This is a genomic window from Chitinophaga fulva (assembly GCF_012927205.1).
GTDB lineage: Bacteria > Bacteroidota > Bacteroidia > Chitinophagales > Chitinophagaceae > Chitinophaga > Chitinophaga fulva.
Window position 1 is genome coordinate 1,252,052 of record NZ_JABBGC010000002.1, and the last position, 22,473, is coordinate 1,274,524.

A 22,473-nucleotide genomic window follows, 5' to 3' on the forward strand; every position below is an offset into this window, starting at 1 on the left:
ATCATTTTGAAGCAATTTTGAAGTATTCATTTTTTCTTCTCCCTAACGGAAATAAAAATGGGCAAGACCAAAAGCCTTGCCCATTAAAGATCCTATCGAATCTGACGGACTATTTTATTATGCGGTCACGACCGCTGCTGTTTCAAATTTATCTTGTTCCGTTTCGTTAATGACACTTCCCGGACAAAAGTCCACCTGTAAAATATGTAGTGGCGCCTTGTATTTATAAGACACTTTAAAGTCACACACCTCACAGATCTGTTTCACGATGGCCAGTCCGAGGCCTACGCTTTCGCTGCACTGATTGCTTTTGCGGAAGCGTTCAAACAGCTCTTCCGGCGGGGTTTCCGGGGGAAGCCCGGTATTTTTGATGACCAGTTTTTCCTGTTTCAGGATGATGTGAATGCTGCCGTCCTGCACATTGTGGCGGATGGCATTGCCCAGCAGATTATTCATCAGCATATCTGCCAGTACCGGATGTATTCTGAGCTGGATATTTTTATCCAGTTCCTTTTTCACCGCTATGTTTTTCATCTCCAGCCGGTCTTCATACGCTGCCAGCACGTCTTTGGCTACACGACAGAATTTGATATGCTCCGTCACGGCAAACTCGTTGTTCTCCATTTTAGAGAGCAGAATGAGCGAGCGGTTGATCTTTGACAGCTTTTCGATGGCGTGGTGCATATCGGCCAACAGGGTAGCCTGATCTTCGTCGATGTTGGTTTCACTGAGCAGCTCCAGTTTTCCGCGGATCACTGCCAGCGGTGTTTGCAGCTCATGCGACGCGTTTTCACTGAATTGTTTTACAGCAGTATACTCATCCACTGCCTGGTCAGTCATCTTTTTCAGGAAGGTATTCAGCTCTTTAAATTCCTCTGTGTTGGTTTGCGGGAAAGTGATCTTTTTCTTCAGGTCGAAGTTGTGTATTTTTTTCATGGTGAGCCGCAGCGTATAGAGGATGCGTTGCGACAGGAAGCGCGCCGATACGGCCACACAGAGGATAATAAGCAACAGTTTCCATGCTACCGTGTCCATAATGGCGTTCAGTATCTGGCGGGACGCCGGGATATAACTGGAAGTAGTGACTTCGTAAGGTTTACCATTGATGGCCATGAAAGTACTTACCGTGAGACGGCTTTCCAGGCTTTTATTGTTGCCGTCAGGGTCAGCGTCTTTTCTGATGCGGAAGCTGTCTGCCGGCAGCGTGGGCAACAGCGTAAAGGTGGTGAAAGACGCATCCCGCGGTATGTTGACCGTAGTACCATCGGCCATACGGGCTGCCGCTTTTGTATTGACTATTTTCAGGCGGGCAATCTCCACGTCATCAATCTTTTTCTCTATATTATTCAAACAGATATAAGAAGTGATGGGTGTGGTGATCACAATCACGCCAAGAAACCACAATGTAAATTTATCAACCAGTTTCATACTTTGGAAGCATTAAATTTATAACCAAGGCCATACACCGTATCTATATAATCCGCTCCGTTTGCCGCGCTGATTTTCTTACGAAGGTTTTTGATATGCTGATATACAAAATCAAAATTAGCTAAATTATCGGTATAGTCGCCCCACAGGTGGGTGGCTATTGACTGCCGGGAGAGCACCCTGTTTTTATTAACGACCAGGTACAGCAGCAGGTCGAACTCCTTCCGGGTGATATCCAGCAGCATATCGTTGATAGTAGCTTCCAGTGTATCTGTATTAAGCGTGATCTCGTTAAAGGTGATGATATTGCTGCCTGACAGTTTTTTACGCCGATAGATGGCCCTGAGGCGGGCATGCAGTTCCGGCAGGTGGAATGGTTTGGTGATGTAGTCATCTCCCCCGCCCTCCAGGCCCCTGATTTTATCGTCCATGGCGTCTTTGGCGGAAATGATGAGTACGCCGCTCTGGATACCCTGCTCCTTCATAAACTTCAACAGCTCCAGCCCGTTACCATCCGGCAACATGATATCGAGCAATACACAGTCATATGAATACAGCAATAATTTCTCCTGCGCTTCATCAAAACTATAAGCCAGCTCACAGATATACCCTTCCCTCACGAGAAAATCATGAATACTGCTGGCGATTTCTTTACTATCTTCTACTACTAACACTTTCATATAAAAGCTAATGTATATGGAGATTTTGAAGCAATCTTGAACCGCTGATGGACAGGATTGTTGCTGATTGTCCTGATTAGCGGAGATTGGCCCGAAGATTTTGCTGTAATATTATTAATATTCAGATTATTATAAGTAATGCTTTATATTACATTAATAATATTTGCACATACTTTTTTAATTGTGTTTACAAAAAACAACCTGCAAAGTTAACGTAAATTTGTGCACTTGATAAGTGAGCTTCTGGTTTCAAATTCTAATTCTAAATTCTAATTCCGGTCAGCAAAACACCGATCTCCCTGCATCAGGGAATCAGCAATAATCATGGCCATCATAGTTATGGAAAACTACAGCATCATATTAGTGATCATGGCCATCATGATCGGCGTATCCGGTATTGCAGAGAAGATAAAGTTACCCGTACCCGTATTGCTGCTGGCCGTAGGCATAGCCATTGGATTTTTGCCCAGTATGCCGGGTATTGAGCTGAACCCGGAGATCGTGATGCTGTTGTTTTTGCCGCCACTGTTATACGATGCCGCCTTTAATATATCTTTCCGGGAATTCCGGATCAATATTAATACCATCGGTACGCTGGCCATCGGACTGGTATTTATTACCACCGGCGGCATTGCCGTGGTGGCGCATTACCTGATACCCGGTATGACGTGGCAGCTGGCATTTGTGCTGGGCGCCATTCTTTCCGCCACAGACGCCGTGGCCGCCATCGGTATTACTAAGGGACTTGGGTTACCGCACAATACCGTCACCATCCTGGAGGGCGAAAGCCTGGTGAACGATGCTTCCGCACTGGTAGCTTACCGTGTAGCCGTAGCAGCCGTGGCCGGTACCGCTTTCGTCACGTGGAAGGCGTTGTTGCAGTTCCTCCTTGTTTTGGGAGGTGGTTTTGTGATTGGGGTGGTCCTGGCCAAAACACTGGCTTTCTTCATCCGCTTTTTCCGGACCAACGATATGGTGGTGATTGGCCTCATGCTGCTCATGCCTTTTGTGACGTATGCCGTAGCGGAACATTTTGAAGTATCCGGCGTTATCGCCGTGGTGACCCTGGGCCTGGGCATGGCCCGGTTAAGCCGGACAAAATTCCCGGAAGAGCTGCGTAACCAGTCCAGGCATTTCTGGGACGTGATCATCTTCCTGCTCAATGGTCTCATCTTCCTCTTGATAGGCCTGCAGTTTCCGCTGGTATTGAAGAAGATGAGCGAAGCGCAGGTATGGCCCTATATCGGTTATGCCGCCCTCATTGCGGTAGTGGCCCTGGGAATACGACTGGTCAGGGTTTACCTGCAGCAGTTCAACCTGCAAAAGGCTTTTCAGGGAAGGGGAAAGCGCCGTGTCAGTCAGTATGCGCTGTTTGATTCCAAAACGAGTTTTATCATTACCTGGTCAGGGATGCGGGGAATCGTTTCCCTCGCCATCGCGATTGGTCTTCCTATGGTGCTGCAAAGCGGGGCTCCGTTCCCCATGCGCAACGAGATCATTTTCCTGTCCATCGCGGTGGTGCTGTTTTCCCTGCTGGGGCAGGGGCTGTCTCTCCCCTGGGTAGTCCGGAAATTCAGCAAATAGGGTATCTCCGGTGATGTCACCGGTTATTCGTAACTTACATCAACGAAAGCACTGATATGAAAGCACTGACTTTTTTATTGGCGATATTGATCACCGGTTCTGCCTGTCAGAGCCAGCAGAAAAAACAGCAGCCTATGACGAGCAACGCCCAGGCCAATCCCTATTATTCCCGGACAGACACAGAAAAGCTGCATATTACCAATGCAGAATGGAAAAAGGTACTGTCACCGGAACTGTATGCAGTAGCACGGGAGGCCGCTACTGAAAGGCCTTTCACCGGGAAATACTGGGATGCCGATACCAAGGGAACTTATTATTGCGCCGTTTGCGGCAATGCCCTGTTCCGTTCTGATGCCAAATTTGCCAGCAGCTGCGGGTGGCCCAGTTTCTTCGAGGCTGTCCGTGCAGCCAGCGTCATATACCGGGAAGACAACTCCTATGGCATGCACCGGACAGAGGTGCTGTGCGGAAGATGCGAATCGCACCTCGGCCATATCTTCGATGATGGTCCGCCGCCTACACATAAACGCTTCTGCATGAATTCCGTATCGCTTGATTTTGAACCGGAGCGGTAGACCAGGTTAACGGTCACGCTCCCAGCGTACAATTTCCGTCGTCACCGTATCTCCGGTGAGGGTGATGATACTGTACCCAAAATAAGACAGGTCTATCTCCAACCCGGCCGCCTCTTTAATAAACTGCGCAGAGGTGGCTGGTGTTACCGTCTGATGGATGTTTTGTTCCTGTCGCTGATCTGTGATATGAAGATGACCACAGAAAACGTATACGGCGTGTGGATGCTTCAACAGCAACGCCTTTATTTTCTCGCGCCCCTGCAGCGGTTGCAGCCCATCTACCAGCACCGGTATTTCTACCACGGGATGATGCACAAACAACAATACCTTACCGGCTGTTTTCAGTTCCTGTTCCAGCCACTGCAATTGTGCATCATACAACACCTCTGAGGAGGAATCCAGGAAAATGTACCGGAAGCCATCACGGTCTTCGCTGTAACACATCGTTCCGTCTACCAGTCCGGGAGGATGATAATGTTGCCGGACATCCTCCAGCTTATCAAAATTACCTAGTATAACTTTATAGTCCGGCGTATGCTGTTTCAATGCATCAAAGAGGAAGGAATGTGAGGACGGTTCTCCGATGTCTCCTCCTATCACCACTTCACGGATGCCTTTGCCGGCAATCTCCTGTAGCAGCAATATAAGATCTTCCCGCGCAGGTACCTGATGGCTGCGGGTAAAAGCATCATCCAGATGTGTATCGGTGACAAATGCGAATGAATGGGTCATATTTGAGAGATCGTTTATCTCCCGAATATATAACAAAATACGGTACCGGTTATACGTTATATCTCTGCCATTTTTTTATTGTAGCGGTTGCGGTATTCATGCGGTAACAGGCCCGTTACCAGCTTGAAAGAATTGCGGAAAGTTTTGGTATCTGAATAACCTACTTCAGACATGATATCGTTGATCTTGCGGTCGCCGGCTTCGAGGTGTTTTTTGGCGGCCTCTATTTTCACGCGTTGGATATATTCATTCATGGTATTGGCCGTCGCTTTTTTGAAGCGGCGTTCCAGGCTTCTGCGGCCGATCGCCAGCATCTCCGCCAGTTCATCGACCCTTATCTTTCCACGGAAATTATTCTCGATAAATTCCTGCGCCTGTTTCACCGGTTCATCATCATGTTCCTTCTGTGCCTGGAAGATGATGAAAGGCAGCTGGGCAGAGCGTTCCAGGTCTACCTGGAAAAACTTGGCGCTATAGATAGCCGCATCCCGACCCGCATATTTCTCCACGAGGTACACCAGCAGGTTCACCAGCGAAAGGCCGCCGCCACTGGAATAGATACCGTTTTCGTCGGTAATGACTTTCTCTTTAACAAGATTTACATCGGGGAACATATCACGGAACAAAGCAGCAGCTTTCCAGTGCGTAGTACATTTTTTACCGATCAGCAGGCCTGTCTGTGCCAGCAGGAAGGCGCCTATGCAGAGGCTTGCCACCTCAGCGCCTTTTTCATATTGTACACGTATCCAATCCACCAGCTCACCATTTCTCGCTACGTTTTCCTCCACGTTTTCATGTAGTGCCGGAATAATGATCAGGTCTGTTTTGTGCAGCTCCTGCACAACGGCATCCGTTTGGATGGTAAACAATCCTCTGTTCAGCTGAATAGCGCGCCAGGCGCCTACCAGCTGCACCTGAAATAAAGGCTCCCGGCCTTCGTTGATGAGGAAATCATTCACTTCTGTAAAAACGTGGCGGGCAACTTCAATACCGGTCATGGCAGCGCCGAGTGGAATCACAATAGATACATGCTTCATAAGACAGCGTTATAAAGTTTGCAGGTTTCTCATTCTTTCACAAGATAAAATATTTATCGGAATCACATAATCCCAGGGCTGAAGCCCTGGGCTACGATGTTGTTCAAATTCGGTTTTGGATACGGATCGATATTGAAGTCCGAAATCACATTATGTCACAATATCATGTTGATTACAATCGAACCTGAACAACATCGTAGCCCAGGGCTTCAGCCCTGGGAATGCGATAGGAGCCCAAAATCAACATTGCATCACAATTCCATGCTGATTACAATCGAACCTGAACAACCCCTGGGACAACCGCATTCAACACAAGCTTCTGACGAGATTGCCCAGTTTACGGACAGCCTGTTCCACCTGCCTGTTCCAGTGTTTATTACAACTGATGCGGATATAGTTGCGATAGCCGCCGGTGCTGGAGAAGAGCGGTCCCGGTGCGATGTTGATATGATGTTCCAGTGCCAGCTTCTGCAATTTCAGGGCATCTACCTGTTTGGGTAATTCCACCCAAAGCACCATGCCGCCTTCGGGCTGGCTGATCCTTACGCCGGACGGGAAATACTGTTCAATATACTGGGTGGTGAGCAGCACCTGCTTATGCACCAGTGGCCTCAGTTTACGGAGATGCCGCTGATAGGTGCCGCTGGTCAGCAGATCGGCCAGTGAGAGTTGCAATACGGAGGCTGTGGCCACATTGGTGGTAGCTTTCAGCTGCGCTACTTTTTCTATGAAACGCCCCGGTGCGCACCAGCCGATACGGAAACCGGAGGCTACTGTTTTGGAGAAAGAAGCACACAGCATCACCCAGCCATGTTTGTCGTAGGTTTTGATGGTAGTGGGCCTGACAGGGCCGAAATACAGCTCTCCGTACACATCATCTTCAATCACAGGCAGCTGACGTTTCCAGGCCAGTTCAGCAATCCATTTTTTCTTTTCGTCAGACAATATGACCCCGTTGGGGTTATTAAAATTGGAGATGAAGAGGCAGGCCGCGATATCATAGGTATCCACGATCTCTTCCAGTTGCCGGATATTGATGCCATCTTCCGGATCGCAGGGCAGTTCTATTACTTTCAGTTTCAGTTGTTCGAGGCATTGCAGGATACCGTAGTAACAGGGTGATTCCACTACCACGGCATCGCCGGGACTGGTGACTGCTCGCAGGCTGAGGCTGAGTGCTTCGAGGGTGCCGTTGGTCACCAGTATGTCGTTGGCAGAGAGGCTGCCGTTCCAATAAAAAGAGAGGCGCGCAATCTGTTCCCGCAGCAACAGGTTGCCCATGGTAGATTCATATTGCAGGTGCGTGCCTGTGAGATCGCGGGAGGCCTTCTGCAGGCTGCGCCGCACCGCATTAAACGGTATCATATGTGTTTCCAGCGACGCATTAAAAAACGAGATAAAGCCCGGCGGATGAGGTCCCGCATCGACCGGCATTTTACTGATGATACGGCTCACGTTCACCTCACGGATGGCGGGCGCCGCGGAAGTCGCCACCGGTTGCTCCGTATGCCCCGTGGACTTGCGCAGGGGCACATACCCTGATTTCTCCCTGGAAGCCAGCAGGCCTTTGTCTATCAACAGTGAATAGGCTTTTAGTGAGGTGCCTACACTCACCTTAAAATGCTCGCTGACCGCCCGCAGGGAGGGCAGTTTTTCGCCCAACGGATAGGTGTCGTTGTTGATCATGGCCTCTATCCGGTTGGCTATCTCGATGTAATGGAAATCTTTCATCTGTTACACTAAAATATTCTAAATCTGTATCTGTTACAGTAAGTGCAAAGTAAATAATTTTGGAGAAACAATTGCGCCATGGAAATAATCAACAGCACTGTTACAGACATAGACGATATCTTTTACCTTTATGACGAAGGCACCAATTATCAGCGGCTAAAAGGATTAGCAGGCCGTTATTGGAAAGGATTTGAGCGGTCTGTGGTGGAGCAGGAAATCGAAGAAAAAAGGCAGTGGAAGCTGGTGGTGGACGATAAGACGGTTTGTGTGTTTGTCACCACTTTCAACGATCCGTTGATATGGGGTGATAAGGACGATGATCCTTCTCTGTATCTTCACCGTATTGCCACACATCCGGCATACCGGGGCCGTGGATTTGTGAAACAGATCGTTGACTGGGCAAAACGGTACGGGCGGGAGCATGGCCGGCAGTATCTGCGGCTGGACACCGGCGCCGGTAATGAGAAGCTGAACAATTATTACGTCAGCTGCGGCTTCACTTACCTTGGCGTAGTGGAAATTCCCAATCCGGAGGGGCTGCCGGCACACTATAAGGATGGTGGTTTTGCTACGTTTGAACTGGTCCTTTGACAACTATCTATAACCGATATATGAAAACACACCTTTTATCGTTGTTCACAGCTGTCCTGATAACCGGCGCCGCTGCTGCCCAGCAAACCGAAAGTTTTTCCAACTGCCGCAATGGCGCCTACGCGCTGAGCGATGGCAGCCAGCTGGTGATCAGCCCTTCGCAGGATAAAGATCTCCGCTACCGCCGGCTGGACGGCACTACCGGCCGCCTCTTTTTGCAGGCCGACAGCAGTTATCTTTCCGGCCCTGGCTGGGCCAATGCGAAAGATCCGAATGTCTTTGCGCGCTTTGGTGGCTGTGTCAATGATTCGCTCGTTTTTAAGCAGGATGGAAAAACGTTTACCGGGAAACGTATACCCTTTCCCGTTATCCCCATACATATTCCGGTGAAAGGTGCTTCTATTTACGGAGAGCTGTACCTTCCTGTCCATCGCAAGCCCAGGGCGGTATTGATAATGCATGACGGATCCGGCGGGACATCAGCGGTATACAATAACTATAAACACTACATATTGCCACTGGGTGATATTGCTGTATTTGTGTATGATAAAAGAGGCACCGGCAGGTCCACCGGCACACTGAGCGCCAATTTTGAACTGCTGGCCGCCGATATGGTGGCTGTTGTGAAGGCCGTAAAAGCCCAGGCGGCAGTGAAAGGCGCGCCTACTGGTTTGATGGGCGAAAGTCAGGGTGGATGGATAGTGCCGCTTACCGCTACGCTCACACCGGTGGATTTTGTTATTGCCAGCTACAGCCTGCTCATTCCACCTAAGGAAGAGAACCGCCAGGAGGTGTTACACGATTTGAAGGAGGGACATTACAGCGAAGAGGCCATTGCCCGGGCCATGCAAGTGGTAGCTGCCACAGACGAAGTGTTCCGCAAGGGATTCAATGGTGGGTTTGCAGCCCTTGACTCCATCAAAGCAAAGTATAAACAGGAGCCATGGTTTGCATCATTACAGGGCGATTATACCGGATTAATCCTCAACTCCAGCCGGGCACAACTGGACAGCCTGAAGCAAATTTTCCCGACAGACATCCCGCTGGATTATGATCCGCTGCCTCCCTTCCGCCGCGTAAACGTACCGATGTTATGGGTGATTGCCGGAAAAGACACGGAAGCTCCCAATGCGGGGACCATTGCTGCGTTGAAAGAAGCCACCGCGACCCGCAAAAATATTGATGTAGTGATTTTTCCGAATGCGGACCATGGCATCATCGATGTCCAGGACAGCCCACAGGGCCCGGTGCTCCTCCGGCAGTCAGCCGGTTACTTTGAGCTGCTGCGTGACTGGATACTGACCCGGCAGGTTAAAAAACACTATGGTGATGGGCAATCCATTGCGGAGTTTCAGTCAGGGACCAAGCATTAATAGCATACGTCATTCGTGATGGATTGTCGGAATACCCCTTGGCGATTGTCGCAGGTCTCCCCTGCCGTTTACCTTTGCGGGGTTACCTTTGCAGCAATTCTCCTTTCATGAAAGCTATTGAGAACATTTCTGTACCCGTCACTGATCAACAGCTGTCCAAAGACTTTTATCTGTTACTGGGCTTTGAACTGCTGGCCGAAGTAGTGATGCCCAATGGGGACATGTGGATACAGCTGGGCTTCAGTAACCAGGTCACTACTATTTCCCTGGTACGGCAATGGCCTTATAGTCATATGCAGGCCGGTTCCTTACAGGGACTGGTACTGGAAACAGAGAATATTATCAGCGAGCGGGAGCGGCTGCACCAGGAAGGAGTAACGGTTTCAGACATCCGTGAGTCACCTTTCGGGAAAGTTTTCTTTCTGCAGGACCCGGACCATAATGGGCTCAGTATTCATCAATTCAGTTTTTAAAGACTACTCAATCATCTCCCAAAAGATTGATTTAAAATATCTTACAAAAACTTTAAGAAATTTTGGAGAAAGATGTCTTATTCATGAAAGCATGGTTGTTATTAGGTTATAAACATCTAAATTTAAGGCCATGAAAAATTTCTTATTTCTCTACAGAGCAGATTTTACTTTAGCAGCCCAACGTTCACCTGAAGAAATGCAGGCTAACACCAAAAAATGGATGGACTGGATTGGCGGCATTGCAGCACAGAACAAACTGGCTGACCGCGGCAACCGCCTGGAGCAGACCGGTAAAGTGATCAGACCGAATAATGTGGTGACGGACGGACCTTTCACCGAAATCAAAGAAACACTGGGCGGCTACACCGTTATACAAGCTAATTCTCTTGAAGAAGCAGCTGAACTGGCCAAGGGTTGCCCCGTACTGGCAGTTGGCGGTAACGTGGAAATCAGGGAAATCAGTGTATTATAATCTCCCGAAGGATAAAAAATCGCAGAGCCTATGTAATATTGCAGTATTACATAGGCTTTTATATTATGGAAGAAAAAGAACTGCTCCCCCATCTGTTCAGAACCGAATACAGTAAGATCACCGCTGTATTGTGCAAGCTGCTGGGGTTTGAACATTTGGACATAGCCGAAGATATTGCCAGCGAGACCTTTTTGTCTGCCTCTGAATTATGGGGACTGAAAGGGCTGCCGGAAAACCCTGCGGCCTGGTTGTACACCGTGGCCAAAAACAAAGCGAAAAATCACCTGAAACACCGGGCCGTGTTCCAGCAAAAGGTATCCGTGCAATTGAGTCAGGCTGCTACCAGCGAAGTGCCGGAGATAGACCTCTCTGTTCAGAATATCAAGGATAGCCAATTACAGATGATGTTTGCCGTCTGCCATCCCGCCATTTCCCTGGAATCGCAGATAGGGCTGGCCCTGCGCGTATTGTGCGGTTTCGGCATCGAAGAAATTGCAGACGCATTCCTGACCAGTAAAGACACCATCAACAAACGATTACTGCGGGCTAAAGAGAAGCTGCGTGAAGAAAATATTGCGATCGCGTTTCCGGATGCTGCCCAAATCCCCAGCCGGCTGGAAGCGGTGCTGCGCACCCTTTATCTCCTGTTCAATGAGGGTTATTTCTCTGCCAGTCATGACCATTCGCTGCGTAAGGACCTGTGCCTCGAAGCCATGCGGCTCACCTTTTTACTGACAGAAAACGAAGCTACCAATACACCCGCCGTCAATGCGCTCATAGCCCTGATGAGCTTCCAGGCCTCCCGGTTCGAAGCCCGTACCGACGATAGTGGGGAAACTATTTTATATGATGACCAGGACACCAGTCTCTGGGACGAAGACCTTATCCAACAGGGACAGTTTTTCCTGAATAAAGCCTCCGAAGGCAATACCGCCTCCAAATATCACTTTGAAGCAGGTATCGCTTACTGGCATACCATCAGGACCGATACACGGGAGAAGTGGGAAAATATCCTGCAATTATATAATCATTTGTTGACCGTAGAGTACTCTCCCATTGCCGCGCTCAACAGGACCTACGCCCTCTCCAGGGCCAACAGCAAGGAAGCGGCCTTAGAGGAAGCGAAGAAGTTGTCGCTCAATGACCACTATCAGTATCATCTGTTACTGGGAGAATTGTATACCGGTGTTGACGACCGTTCTGCCCGCAGCGCGCTTGAAAGAGCCCTGGCGTTAAGTCATTCATCTGCCGACAAAAAAATTATCGCACAAAAAATACAACAGCTTACGGGAAATAGCTGATGTTGTTTACTACCAACGCATATAGTTGTGAGATCACCGTTTCGCGGTGAAGGCGGAAGGCGTCTTCATGACCATCCCGGATGGCAGCTGCTGCTTCGGGGCAGGACAGCATATCCCGGATGGTGGTGCTTACCAGCTCCCGATGAAAATACAGCGCGGAGTCAAATCCCTCATAGTCCTCATAGGAGAGCCATTCATGGATGATCATAAAAGCCTGCTGATATGAATTGGGCAGCGTCATGGTCTCTAAAGACAGCCAGAAGTTCCGCTGCAGCGGCGTTGCTGTCTCGATGGCCAACGCTACTTTATCGATAGCTGCTTCGGGGTTGTTTTTGACTTTTCGTAGTATCCTCTCCGTTATAGTATACAATACCTCCTCTATCGCAAGCAGTGTACGTGGTATATCATACTGGTGTTGCTCCAGCAGGGGCAACACCAGTTCCGGTGGTGCAGTTGTTTTACCCAGCACGGCAGCCTGTATTTCCTGTATAAACAACTGCCGGGCTGCCATGATATCACCTCCGGTTTTTTCCAGCAACAGGCCCGCATGGCGCAGGCCGACAGGCACCTGTAGCCGCAGTTGTTTTATTTGTTCTTCATGGTCCATCGTACTACAAAGTAAATATATTTCAGCTGTATCTAAACTTATCTGGTATTTAATCATTATTGTCTGAATGCGTACAAATATTGTCCCGCCGGATGTAACCTTGATAAAAACATGTATACTTGATCTGTAGACTGACTGTAGTTCCACCTCAGAGAGCAACAATGATATATGACAGAACAATGGAACCAATGCCAGCGTAACCTATAAGTCATCAATCAAAATCCGTTATAAAATCAGCACCGTCCAGCTACCGCCAATAAACCTGCTATAGCTGGAAATAGAACACCCACGGGCCTTCTGACATCACGGCTGTAATTTTCCGTATAGGGATCACCGTTATTCCGTTACTATTTGTGATGGGACCGGCTCCTATATGCCTTTGGAGATCACCGTTATTCCATTACCATTAATGGAACAGGCTCCTGTATGTCTTCATATCAACCTTGACAAGAGCACCTTCAGCGGTGTTCCGGGGATGTTATGCCCATAAGAAAATCCGTAACAGCACTGTATTTCCGAACAAATCCTCATAGCTCATGAAAAAAAAATGTCTACTCGTGCTGGCTTTCCTGGTGTGTCTGTGCACTGGGGCCATTGCTCAAACCAAAAATGTATCCGGGACCGTCAGGGATGCAGATGACGGTCATCCCCTATCCGGTGTGTCTGTCCGCCAAACGGGCGGCGCCAAAGCCGTTCCTACGGACCAGCAAGGACGTTTTACCATTACCGTTACTGCCGGCGCACTGCTGGAATTTTATGCCATCGGCTACGAGCCACAACAAATAAGGGCCGGAGCACAGGACAGTCTCATCGTCAGGCTGAAAAGCAAAGACAAACAACTGGGCGAAGTGGTGATCACAGCTTATGGCAATACCCGCAAACAGGCCTTCACCGGCACCGCTGCCGTGATCAGCAACGAGAAATTCAAAGACCTGCAGGTATCTACCGTCACCGGGGTATTGCAGGGCAATGCCAGCGGCGTACTGGCCATCACCTCCAGCGGTCAGCCTGGCGAAAACCCCACTATCCGTATTCGTGGCATCGGCTCCTTCAACGCCAGCAACGACCCACTGATACTGCTGGACGGGACACCGTACAGCGGCAGCATTAACAGTATCAATCCCGGTGACGTAGAGAGCATCACAGTTCTCAAAGATGCATCTTCTACTTCCATCTATGGTTCCCGTGCCGCCAACGGTATCATTCAGATCACCACCAAACGCGGCAAAGGCAAGAGCCATTTTGAATTTTCCGGTCTGACCGGTTTCTCCCGCAGGGCCGTCAAAGAGTATTCCACCCTCAATGCCACCCAATACTATGAAATGGCCTGGGAAGCGCTGCGTAACGATGCCCGTGATAATCCGGCCCTGCTGACACAGTTCAACGTGCCTACGCCCGAAGCTTATGCCAGCAAACAGGTAGCACCGCGTCTCGTGTACAATCCGTTTAACGTAGCACAGCCCGTCGGCGAAAACGGCAAGATAGACCCTAACGCAAAAATGTTGTGGAACGACAACTGGATGGATGAGATGACCCGTACCGGTATCCGGCACGATCTCAATATGAACGTATCCGGCAGCGATGCCGCCAATACCATCCGCTACTATCTCTCCGGTGGTTATATCCAGGACCAGGGCCTTCAGAAAGAATCTGAATTCAAACGTTACTCCGGACGGGCCAAAATAGACGCCACCCCCGTGAAATGGTTGCAGGTGGGCGTTAACAGCAGTCTCGCCTATTCCTACCAGAACTACCCCTACCAGGGTAACGCCGCCGCCTCCAACGGCATCGGTTTTGCCCGGACCATAGCGCCTATTCACCCTATATACCTGCGTGACTGGAAGACCGGCGATTTCCTGCTGGACGGCTCCGGCAACAAAGTATTCGACTTCGGTAACAATACCACCGTATTGGGCGTACAACGGCCTGCAGCCCAGAACCGCCTCTTTAACCAGGGACAAAACCCTTCCGCTACCACCAGCATCAACCCCATTACCAACGAGCGGTTGACAGCTAACGGTAACGCCTATGTTGGCGTAGATCTTTTCAAAGGGCTCAGCTTCAAATCGCAATATTCCATCGACTACAACCAGATCGACAACAATACTTTCTGGAATCCATTCTACGGCGATGGCACCACCAGCGGTGGTTTAAGCTTCCGTTCCATTACCTTGCTATATGCGCAGAACTTCAGCAATGCATTTACCTATGACAATACCTTTGGTCAGCATCATGTGAACGTGGTAGCCGGTATGGAAGCCTTCCGGCGGGTGAGTGAAATCACCACTACCCAGCGTACCGGCTTCACCTATGCGAAGCCCACGCAACCCAGTTATGGCACCACGTCCACCGCAGAAGGCTACAAGGAAACATTCCGGTTGCAAAGCTATTTCGCCCGCGCCGCCTATGATCTTTCCGACAAATACCATTTGAGCCTGTCCATCCGGACAGACGGCGCCACCCGCTTTGCAAAAGACGTACGTTGGGGCGTGTTCTATGCAGCAGGCGCATCCTGGAACCTGGACAAAGAACAGTTTATGGAAAATGTAGACTTTCTCAGTCAGCTGAAACTCAAAGCCAGCTATGGTACCAGTGGTAACCAGGCGCTGCCCGGCAGTTTCCCGTACCTGGGCACTTATTCCGCCGGCGCCAATGTGGGGTCCACACCTGGTTCTATCATCAATACCGTCGCTAATACGTCACTCAGCTGGGAGACGCAGAAGCAGCTGGACCTTGGCGTGGAATTCGGCGTGCTGAAAGACCGCATCACCGGTTCATTTGTATACTTCGACAGAAGATCCGCCCACCTGCTGTTTAACAGGCCGTTGCCCAATTCCACCGGTATCAACTTCATCGCTGACAATGTGGGCGGTGTTAAAAACGCCGGATTCGAAATAGAACTCAACACCCTCAACCTCCGTACATCAAAACTGGAATGGCGTACATCCGTTAACGTGACCAAACTGAAAAATGTGATCACGGAAGTTGCGCCCGGCACCAACCAGGTCCTCGGTGGCAGCTGGTATGAATGGTTCATTCCCCAATATGCCGGTGTAGACCCCACCGATGGCAAACCCATGTGGTATAAAGATGACGCTGCCAATGCCGGCAATAAAGTCACCACAAAAAAATACAGTGAAGCCACCCGCTATCACCTGGGCAACAAATTATCCGACTATACCGGTGGTATCACCAACACCATCCGCTACCGTAATTTCGACTTCACGGTGCTGGCCTCCTTTGCCATTGGCGGCAAGTACTATGACGCCGACTATGCCGCGCTGCGCAACGGAATGGTCAACTTCGGCAATAACGCCAGCATGGACGTATACAAAAGATGGCAGAGTCCCGAAAACCCTGGTGATGGCCTTACGCCCAAACTGAGCACCACCGCCGACAATAGCGCCGCCAGCTCCAGCCGTTTCCTGTATGACCTGAGCTATATGCGTATCCGTAACATTACACTGGGGTACCGTTTCCCCGAAGGACTGCTGAAACGTGCCCATATCAGCAACGCCCGTGTATTTGCCGATCTGCAGAATGCCTTCACTGTCTTTGGCGGACCTAAAGGCGCAGATCCCGAAGCCGGCGTTGATGCCACCACCAGTGGTAACAACACCACGACCAACAAAATATTCTCCATCGGTATCAACGTAGGGCTTTAAAACTAAAAATCATGATGATGAAACTATCCCGCACTATCATAGCCGCCACAGTTCTCTCGCTGCTGGTACTTTCCGCCTGTAAGAAAGAATTTCTCAATGCACCATCTCCCGAAGACGGGAACCTGACAGACAACATTATTTTCTCCAATAAAGCCGGCGCAGAAAGCGCCATGACCGGCATATACTGGATATTCCGTTCCGAAAACTACAACGGCTACGGCGGCGACCCTAACAACAGCGGTAACCTCACCTGCCGGGGCTTACAGACCACCATGTTTTTCTACGAAGTAAGAGGCAACGATGTCTTTGAAGGATTACGCACCTGGTGGCGCTGGGAAACCGCCTGGGAAGAAAATGCCTCCGGCCGTATACAAACAGGCAGCCGTACCCGGCAGATCTGGGACATGTTTTACAAAGCTATCAACAACGCCAATGCCATCATCAAATATACACCCGGCATCACCGGCGCTTCCGACGCAGAAAAAGCAGCACTGATTGCCGAGGCCAAAGCCATCCGCGCTTACTCCTATTTCTGGCTGGCCAGGTCCTATCAATATACCTACGCCAAAAATCCCAATGCCAGTGGCGTGCCATTGTATACCGAGCCTGCTTCCAAGGACAGCAAAGGTAATCCGCGTGCACCGCTGAAAGAAGTATATAAGCTGATCCTGTCTGACCTGGAAGAAGCCACCACCAAACTGACCGACGACAGGAACGAGAAGTTCCGCATCAACCGCAATGTGGCACAGGGCATCCTGGCAGAAGTATACCAGGAACTGGCCATGTCTGACCCTGCCCTGTGGCAGAAAGCCATCGACAATGCCAAAGCCGCCCGCGACGGTTTTCCGCTGATGAGCAACACCAGCTATGGTGGCGGATTCAATGATCTCAGCAACCAGGAATGGATGTGGGGTTTTCCCGTACCGGAAGACCAAAGTCTCACCTACTATTCCCAGTTCAGTTTTATGGATGTCAACAGCGGCTACTACCGCAACATTTTTTTCAACAATGATTTTGTGAACACCTACAGCGTAAGCGATACCCGCCGGGCGTTGTTCATTGACAACGGTAATAATCCTGCTGCACCTGCACGTAAATGGAGCAGCCGCAAATACAGATCAAGGCTGGCCACTTCCATCACCGGCGATATTCTCGTGATGCGTGCCGCAGAAATGTACTTTATAGAAGCGGAAGGGCTGGCCCAGCAAGACAAGCTCCAGGAAGCTATTGATGTGTTGTTCGCTGTTCAGGGACTGCGTGATCCCGCTGCTGTAAAACCGCCCGCCTCCATCGGCAAAGACGCGTTGATCAGTATGATACTGCTGGAACGCCGCAAAGAAATGTATGGAGAAGCAGGCGTGTATTACTTTGACCTGAAGCGTTATCAGCGCGACCTTGTCCGCACCGGCAATCACCCCTACCTGCTGAATATTCCAGCCACCGATCCCCGCTGGCTGATACAGATACCGATTTCTGAGGTTGATGCCAACGATAAAATCAATCCGGAAGATCAAAATCCGTGATCCATGAGCCCAACAACCGGTTGGCAGCTGTTGCTGCCGGCCGGTTACTATTTAACCCTGGACAAAAAAACTGTCATCACTCAGCAAAAAAATTTCGCACCGGCTTCGTGTATCAAACATCATAATTAATTAAACCCATTCAAAAGCGTTCACTATCCTTCAAAACAGCCTCTCCATTAATGATAAAAACGCTGTCCTGATAATAATTATACTTGCTCTCAAAACCGCTGTAAATCGTTATTATAATCTACCTTCCAACAGCATATTTTACATATAAACATCATCCGGTCATATTCATTTTCTTCGCAGAAAAATTCAGGTATGACAGACCTCTTGCACATAGATGACATGGATACAGAAACCTGTATGGCATCCTTCCGGAACATCGCGGGAATGCTGATGAATAATCATTTGTTACGGGTCGGAGAAAACTTTTACCGGGTTGTGGATTGTGAGTTTTATTACTGCAGTGATACTCATAACGATCCGTATGCCTACGCACATGAGCATCCCCGCAGCAGTAACGGAGAGTGGTATTTTCATGGTTCAGGGATGGACATCACGCTGGCGACGGAGCAATCTTTTGGTGGTATCCTCATCCGCGGCATCGCGCCGGTGGCTGATACCCGGCACCTTCCATCCCGTGCCGGCGCCATAGCAGGCCCCTTAAAAGTTTGCACGGAGATATTCAAACAATTTGGCAGCATCATGCGGGAGGAGCCGTTGCATTTCGGGCTGGTGGACATCTCTACTATTCCTGCGTACAACAATATCGGTGATGTACGTGTGTTTGCCGTACCCCGTGCCGGGCTTAACCTGGCCAAAGATCCGGAAGAAATTTTCTATGGAAGACCCTACCGTTTCGTCAGTTTTCTTTATCTGCCGCATAAGGACAGCGAAAAAGCGCGCAGATATTTGCTTCATCATCCCGAAGATCCTCTTTCGCCGATAGAGTACGATGCTTACAGCAGTGGCAGGAACTGGTGATACGAAAAACCCCGGACTTTCGTCCGGGGCCTTTATTAATGCAGTAACTGCCCAAGCTGAACAAACCGGTAACCTTTCTTTTTCAGGTCCGTGATCAGTTCATTCAGGCGGTTATAAAATTTATCTGTGCGGGCAGGATCAGTGCCGATGTGCAGCAGGAGCATAAATCCGTTCAGTCCTGCCGGTTGGGTATCGGCGTATTGCAGAATGGATTGATAGATCTCTTCTGAAGAGCGGTATCCTTTCATAGCCGGTGTGGTATAGTCCGCGTTGGAACGTGTGCCGGGCGTGAAATTCACCAGTTGCAGCCCTGCCGCACGGGTCCATTGCGCGATGGTATCGTTGTACCATTCATAGGGTGGCAAAAAATAATGCGCCGCGTTTTTGGGGATGCCCAGCGCCTGCATCTTGCGGTAGTTGGCGGCGAGGTCTTTTTCAAAAGCAGCATGCGTGATCAAAAGACTGTCGCGTTTTTGCCAATCACAATACAGCGGATGCTGATCGGAATGAGGCCCGAGGTAGTGGCCGTCCGCTTTGAGTTGCTTTACCAGCGGCTGAAAGGCTGGATTGCCATAGAACTTCCCTGTCAGGAAAAAGGCAGCGGGTACTTTTTGTTGTTTTAGTATGCCGCGTATCACCTGACCACCATCTGCAAATTCATCACCGGTGAAGACGAGCGTCAGCGTTTTACGGCTGGTATCGCCCCGGATGATGGCGCCTGCAGCATACGTGTGTACGGAACCGTTAGCCGGCGCAGCGGCGCCATGGTTACGGCCTTCCTGGTCCATGGCTGCCAATAGGTATATCAGCGAAGCAGTACCGTCCATCGTAGGCTCGTTGGTGCTGTAGTCGCCGAAATCATCGTGGTATACGGCGAGATCACTTTGAAACTCCGCATAGACGTCTGGTTTAGACAGTTTGATACCGATCAGGTTTTTGTAGATGTTGGTATATACCGGACCGTCTACCAGCGCACCATCTACCGGGTAATGCCCGAGATGGGTGAAAGCAGAGTGAGGATCTTCCGGCGTGTCGCCATGAGCGGGCAGTCCGTACACCATACTGGTGCCCCATGGATTGCAGCCAAAGAGCCAGTCGAAGTTGGCCTGTTCCAGCGCCGCATAGGTATTGCTGCCGGTCAACTGCCGGTACCAGTAGCACTGAATAGCGAAAGCAGTGGTGAGGTTGTTGCTGCACCATATAAAAGGAATATAACGATAGAATGCATTGTTCTTAGCCTGTTGCCATACTTTGTCAATGCCGGTTTGATAATAACCGGTGATGGTTTGCCGGGAGGCGCCTTTCAATTGCCGGGCCAGTTCATAGTGTCCGAGGTTGATGAAGGGATACCATTGATAGTGATGGGCCGTGTCTTTTCCCAGCCAGGGCGTTACTTTTTCCTGGCCCGCATAATCCAGTGCCTGTTGGCGGTAGGCCTCTTTTCCGTTTAGCCGGTACAGTGAGGCAGCAGCCAGTTCCATATCATCCACCCAGTTGTCTTCCGCATAAATATAGGGCGACAATACGGAGGCCGTCTGGCATACGCCCGGTTGTTTACGGCCCATATCATAAGCAGTGAGTGCTTTTTGCCGGAGGGTACCGGCATAGGCAGCGTCTTTATCTTTCAGCAGGTCGTATCCCAATGCGAAAGCGCTGGAGAACTTACCGGCCGTGGAGGCCACGCCGGTGGTCTGGTTCATGAACTTGCCCCGTACCTGTGGCTGGCCGGAGCAAAAATATACCGGACGTTCAAATCCTCTTCCGTAGAAAGGGTCTTCTTTGGGGAGGCGCATGCCGTGGTGGTCGCGGTCATCTGCGATCTGGTTGAACATCCAGTTATCGCGGGGATGCATTTTCAGCAGCCAGTCAAGCCCCCAGCGTGCCTCGTCGAGGATGTCGGGCACATGGTTGCCGCCTTCCAGTCCGTTGGCCGCATAACGGTCACCGAATACCTGCGGAAAATCACGATAGGCTGCCAGCAGGTGGTAGGTAGCATTGGCCGATGTAGTGGAATACTGGAGGTAGTCGCTGGCATCATGCCAGCCGCCGGCCACGTCCAGGTGGGTACTGTCCGGCATGGGGCCGTACAACGTATAGCCGTCATGGGTATGACAGGAATCTTTCAGGAAAGGATTAAAGAGCGACCGCTGCTGCCGCATGTACCGCAGCGTAAAATCGGCGGCACCGGCGTACACGTCGGTGGCTATACGAAAGTAAGGGGATTTCACCTCCCCGGCCTTCAGGTAAAACGTGCCTGTTTGTTTCCAGCTGCTGAAATCCAGTCGCGCCGTTTCATTAAAAGGGCCGTAGCGGCCGAAGGGCTTGCCGGTACTGGCCGTAAAAACAGCTTTACCGCTGGCGGAGTCCACCAGCTGGAAATTAGCCGGCACCGTGCTGCCCTTACTCGCCCATACCGCCACTTTAACACCCTGGGGCAGATATCCGAGCTGATTAATCCGTATCCAGGATTCCGTGGCCCCCATGGCGGTAGATACACGGAGGCTGGTCAGCCACAAAGTGACTATTATCGTCAGACAGTTTTTTTTCATCTTCCTGTATTAACATTTTCCCACGGCTCACTGTTGCGCGCCGGCGATATATACTTTTTGCACTTTATACTGATGATCAAATATGACCAGGTCTGCCCGGCAACCGGGTTCAATACGGCCACGGTCTTTGATGCCCATCAGTGTGGCGGGGTATACCGTCGCCATGCGCAGCGCTTCATCCAGCGGGATACCGGCATACTGCACACAACGTTGTACTGCGCGCATGAGCGTGAGACGGGAACCGGAGAGCGTACCATCGGGCCGTGTGAAGTGGTCTTCCTGCGCCACGTGTTGGCTGGCGCCTGTATTGTTGGCCTCCACTGCGTCGGTAATCAGGAACAGGCGGTTGCCCATGACCTTCTTACTGATGATCAGAGCATTGTCGTCTACATGGATATTATCTGCGATGATGCTCGCATATACGCTGCTGTCACGGAATGTAGCCCCAGGGAGACCGGTATCGCGGTGCAGCAGGGACGACATGGCGTTGAACAGGTGTGTGACAGCACGTACGCCGTTCTGGAACCCTTCCATGGCCTCTTTGAAAGTGGCGTTGCTATGGCCGGCAGAAAGGATGATGCCCTGTTCATCGAGCCAGCGGAGGATAGCGGGGTCGCACATTTCAGGAGCCACTGTGATCATCTTCACCATACCGCCGGCAGCAGCCAGCAGGCTTTCCAGTTCCGCACGTTCCGGGCGTTTGATTAGTTCGAGGGTATGCGCGCCTTTTTTAGCCGGATTGATATAAGGCCCTTCGAGATGCATACCCAGCACTGCCGGATGCGGGTTGTTACGTACTATGCGGATACATTCATGGAACACCTCCATGGTGTCGGTGGCCAGAGTGAGCAGGAAGCCGGTCGTACCGCTTTTCACCAACGCCTGCGCCATGGCGTTGAGCGCTTCTGGAGAAGGATGCGCAGAGAAAAGGTAACCGCCGCCGCCATAGATCTGGAGGTCCAACAGGCCCGGGGCAACGATATGGCCGTTACAGTCCACTACCGTCGCCCCTGTGGGGACTTCCGCCGGGTTGACCAGCGCCCGTATTTTTCCCTGTTCCGCCAGCAATGTTTTACCAGTGATCACCTGTGCGCCGGTGTAGATGGTCCCGTTTGTAAAAGCAGTAAGCATAATCTTATTTTGATGCCGGCGCCATGGCGGCCGC

18 protein-coding genes are annotated in these 22,473 nt (G+C 50.5%); 10 read left to right on the top strand and 8 right to left on the bottom strand.

Annotated features, from left to right (window positions below):
• Window positions 1-117: 117 nt before the first annotated feature.
• Together HHL17_RS21760 and HHL17_RS21765 are read right to left on the bottom strand one after the other, a co-directional pair.
• Window positions 118-1,428 (bottom strand): sensor histidine kinase, encoded by a 1,311-nt coding sequence (locus HHL17_RS21760; protein ID WP_169226897.1) that lies wholly within the window; start codon window positions 1,426-1,428, stop codon window positions 118-120.
• On the bottom strand, window positions 1,425-2,108 hold the full coding sequence (locus tag HHL17_RS21765) for a response regulator transcription factor (RefSeq protein ID WP_169226898.1): 684 nt from the start codon (window positions 2,106-2,108) through the stop codon (window positions 1,425-1,427). The genes HHL17_RS21760 and HHL17_RS21765 overlap by 4 nt, the downstream gene beginning before the upstream one ends.
• 324 nt (window positions 2,109-2,432) lie before the next feature.
• On the opposite strand from HHL17_RS21765, the gene HHL17_RS21770 reads away from it, so the two are divergent.
• A complete protein-coding gene (locus tag HHL17_RS21770; RefSeq protein ID WP_240975931.1) occupies window positions 2,433-3,692 on the top strand; it encodes a Na+/H+ antiporter in 1,260 nt (419 codons plus the stop codon).
• 56 nt (window positions 3,693-3,748) lie between these two features.
• A complete protein-coding gene (msrB, locus tag HHL17_RS21775) occupies window positions 3,749-4,267 on the top strand; it encodes a peptide-methionine (R)-S-oxide reductase MsrB (RefSeq protein WP_169226899.1) in 519 nt (172 codons plus the stop codon).
• Between the two features lie 6 nt (window positions 4,268-4,273).
• Here msrB and HHL17_RS21780 read toward each other — a convergent pair whose 3' ends face one another.
• The 3 genes from HHL17_RS21780 to HHL17_RS21790 all read right to left on the bottom strand — a co-directional run bounded on the left by HHL17_RS21780 (window position 4,274) and on the right by HHL17_RS21790 (window position 7,767).
• Window positions 4,274-4,999, bottom strand: a complete 726-nt coding sequence (locus tag HHL17_RS21780) for a metallophosphoesterase family protein (protein ID WP_169226900.1) — start codon at window positions 4,997-4,999, stop codon at window positions 4,274-4,276.
• A 56-nt stretch (window positions 5,000-5,055) separates the two neighbouring features.
• Window positions 5,056-6,036 (bottom strand): GlxA family transcriptional regulator, encoded by a 981-nt coding sequence (locus HHL17_RS21785; protein ID WP_169226901.1) that lies wholly within the window; start codon window positions 6,034-6,036, stop codon window positions 5,056-5,058.
• A gap of 306 nt (window positions 6,037-6,342) precedes the next feature.
• A complete protein-coding gene (locus tag HHL17_RS21790) occupies window positions 6,343-7,767 on the bottom strand; it encodes an aminotransferase-like domain-containing protein (protein WP_169226902.1) in 1,425 nt (474 codons plus the stop codon).
• Window positions 7,768-7,845: 78 nt separating this feature from the next.
• Between HHL17_RS21790 and HHL17_RS21795 the strand changes: the two genes are divergently transcribed.
• The 5 genes from HHL17_RS21795 (at window position 7,846) to HHL17_RS21815 (ending at window position 11,977) form a co-directional block, all read left to right on the top strand.
• Complete coding sequence (locus tag HHL17_RS21795; RefSeq protein WP_169226903.1) at window positions 7,846-8,358, top strand: GNAT family N-acetyltransferase; 513 nt, start codon at window positions 7,846-7,848, stop codon at window positions 8,356-8,358.
• Window positions 8,359-8,378: 20 nt separating this feature from the next.
• Window positions 8,379-9,731, top strand: coding sequence for an alpha/beta hydrolase family protein (locus tag HHL17_RS21800; protein WP_169226904.1), 1,353 nt, complete (start codon window positions 8,379-8,381; stop codon window positions 9,729-9,731).
• Window positions 9,732-9,838: 107 nt separating this feature from the next.
• Window positions 9,839-10,204, top strand: a complete 366-nt coding sequence (locus HHL17_RS21805) for a VOC family protein (RefSeq protein WP_169226905.1) — start codon at window positions 9,839-9,841, stop codon at window positions 10,202-10,204.
• 130 nt (window positions 10,205-10,334) lie between these two features.
• Complete coding sequence (locus HHL17_RS21810) at window positions 10,335-10,676, top strand: YciI family protein (protein ID WP_169226906.1); 342 nt, start codon at window positions 10,335-10,337, stop codon at window positions 10,674-10,676.
• A 65-nt stretch (window positions 10,677-10,741) separates the two neighbouring features.
• Window positions 10,742-11,977 (top strand): RNA polymerase sigma factor, encoded by a 1,236-nt coding sequence (locus tag HHL17_RS21815; RefSeq protein WP_169226907.1) that lies wholly within the window; start codon window positions 10,742-10,744, stop codon window positions 11,975-11,977.
• On the opposite strand, the gene HHL17_RS21820 is transcribed toward HHL17_RS21815, so the two are convergent.
• Window positions 11,961-12,584: a hypothetical protein gene (locus HHL17_RS21820; RefSeq protein ID WP_169226908.1), complete on the bottom strand. Its 624-nt coding sequence runs from the start codon at window positions 12,582-12,584 to the stop codon at window positions 11,961-11,963. The genes HHL17_RS21815 and HHL17_RS21820 overlap by 17 nt on opposite strands.
• Window positions 12,585-13,120: 536 nt before the next feature.
• Between HHL17_RS21820 and HHL17_RS21825 the strand changes: the two genes are divergently transcribed.
• From HHL17_RS21825 to HHL17_RS21835, 3 genes are all read left to right on the top strand, one after another.
• The gene (locus tag HHL17_RS21825; RefSeq protein WP_169226909.1) at window positions 13,121-16,249 is read left to right on the top strand and encodes a SusC/RagA family TonB-linked outer membrane protein; all 3,129 of its coding nucleotides are present in this window, start codon (window positions 13,121-13,123) and stop codon (window positions 16,247-16,249) included.
• Window positions 16,250-16,260: 11 nt separating this feature from the next.
• Window positions 16,261-17,772: a RagB/SusD family nutrient uptake outer membrane protein gene (locus HHL17_RS21830; RefSeq protein ID WP_169226910.1), complete on the top strand. Its 1,512-nt coding sequence runs from the start codon at window positions 16,261-16,263 to the stop codon at window positions 17,770-17,772.
• 321 nt (window positions 17,773-18,093) lie between these two features.
• A complete protein-coding gene (locus HHL17_RS21835) occupies window positions 18,094-18,759 on the top strand; it encodes a hypothetical protein (RefSeq protein ID WP_169226911.1) in 666 nt (221 codons plus the stop codon).
• A 35-nt stretch (window positions 18,760-18,794) separates the two neighbouring features.
• On the opposite strand, the gene HHL17_RS21840 is transcribed toward HHL17_RS21835, so the two are convergent.
• Together HHL17_RS21840 and nagA are read right to left on the bottom strand one after the other, a co-directional pair.
• The gene (locus HHL17_RS21840) at window positions 18,795-21,308 is read right to left on the bottom strand and encodes a glycoside hydrolase family 9 protein (protein ID WP_169226912.1); all 2,514 of its coding nucleotides are present in this window, start codon (window positions 21,306-21,308) and stop codon (window positions 18,795-18,797) included.
• Window positions 21,309-21,335: 27 nt separating this feature from the next.
• Window positions 21,336-22,439 (bottom strand): N-acetylglucosamine-6-phosphate deacetylase, encoded by a 1,104-nt coding sequence (gene nagA, locus HHL17_RS21845; RefSeq protein ID WP_169226913.1) that lies wholly within the window; start codon window positions 22,437-22,439, stop codon window positions 21,336-21,338.
• Window positions 22,440-22,473 lie beyond the last annotated feature (34 nt).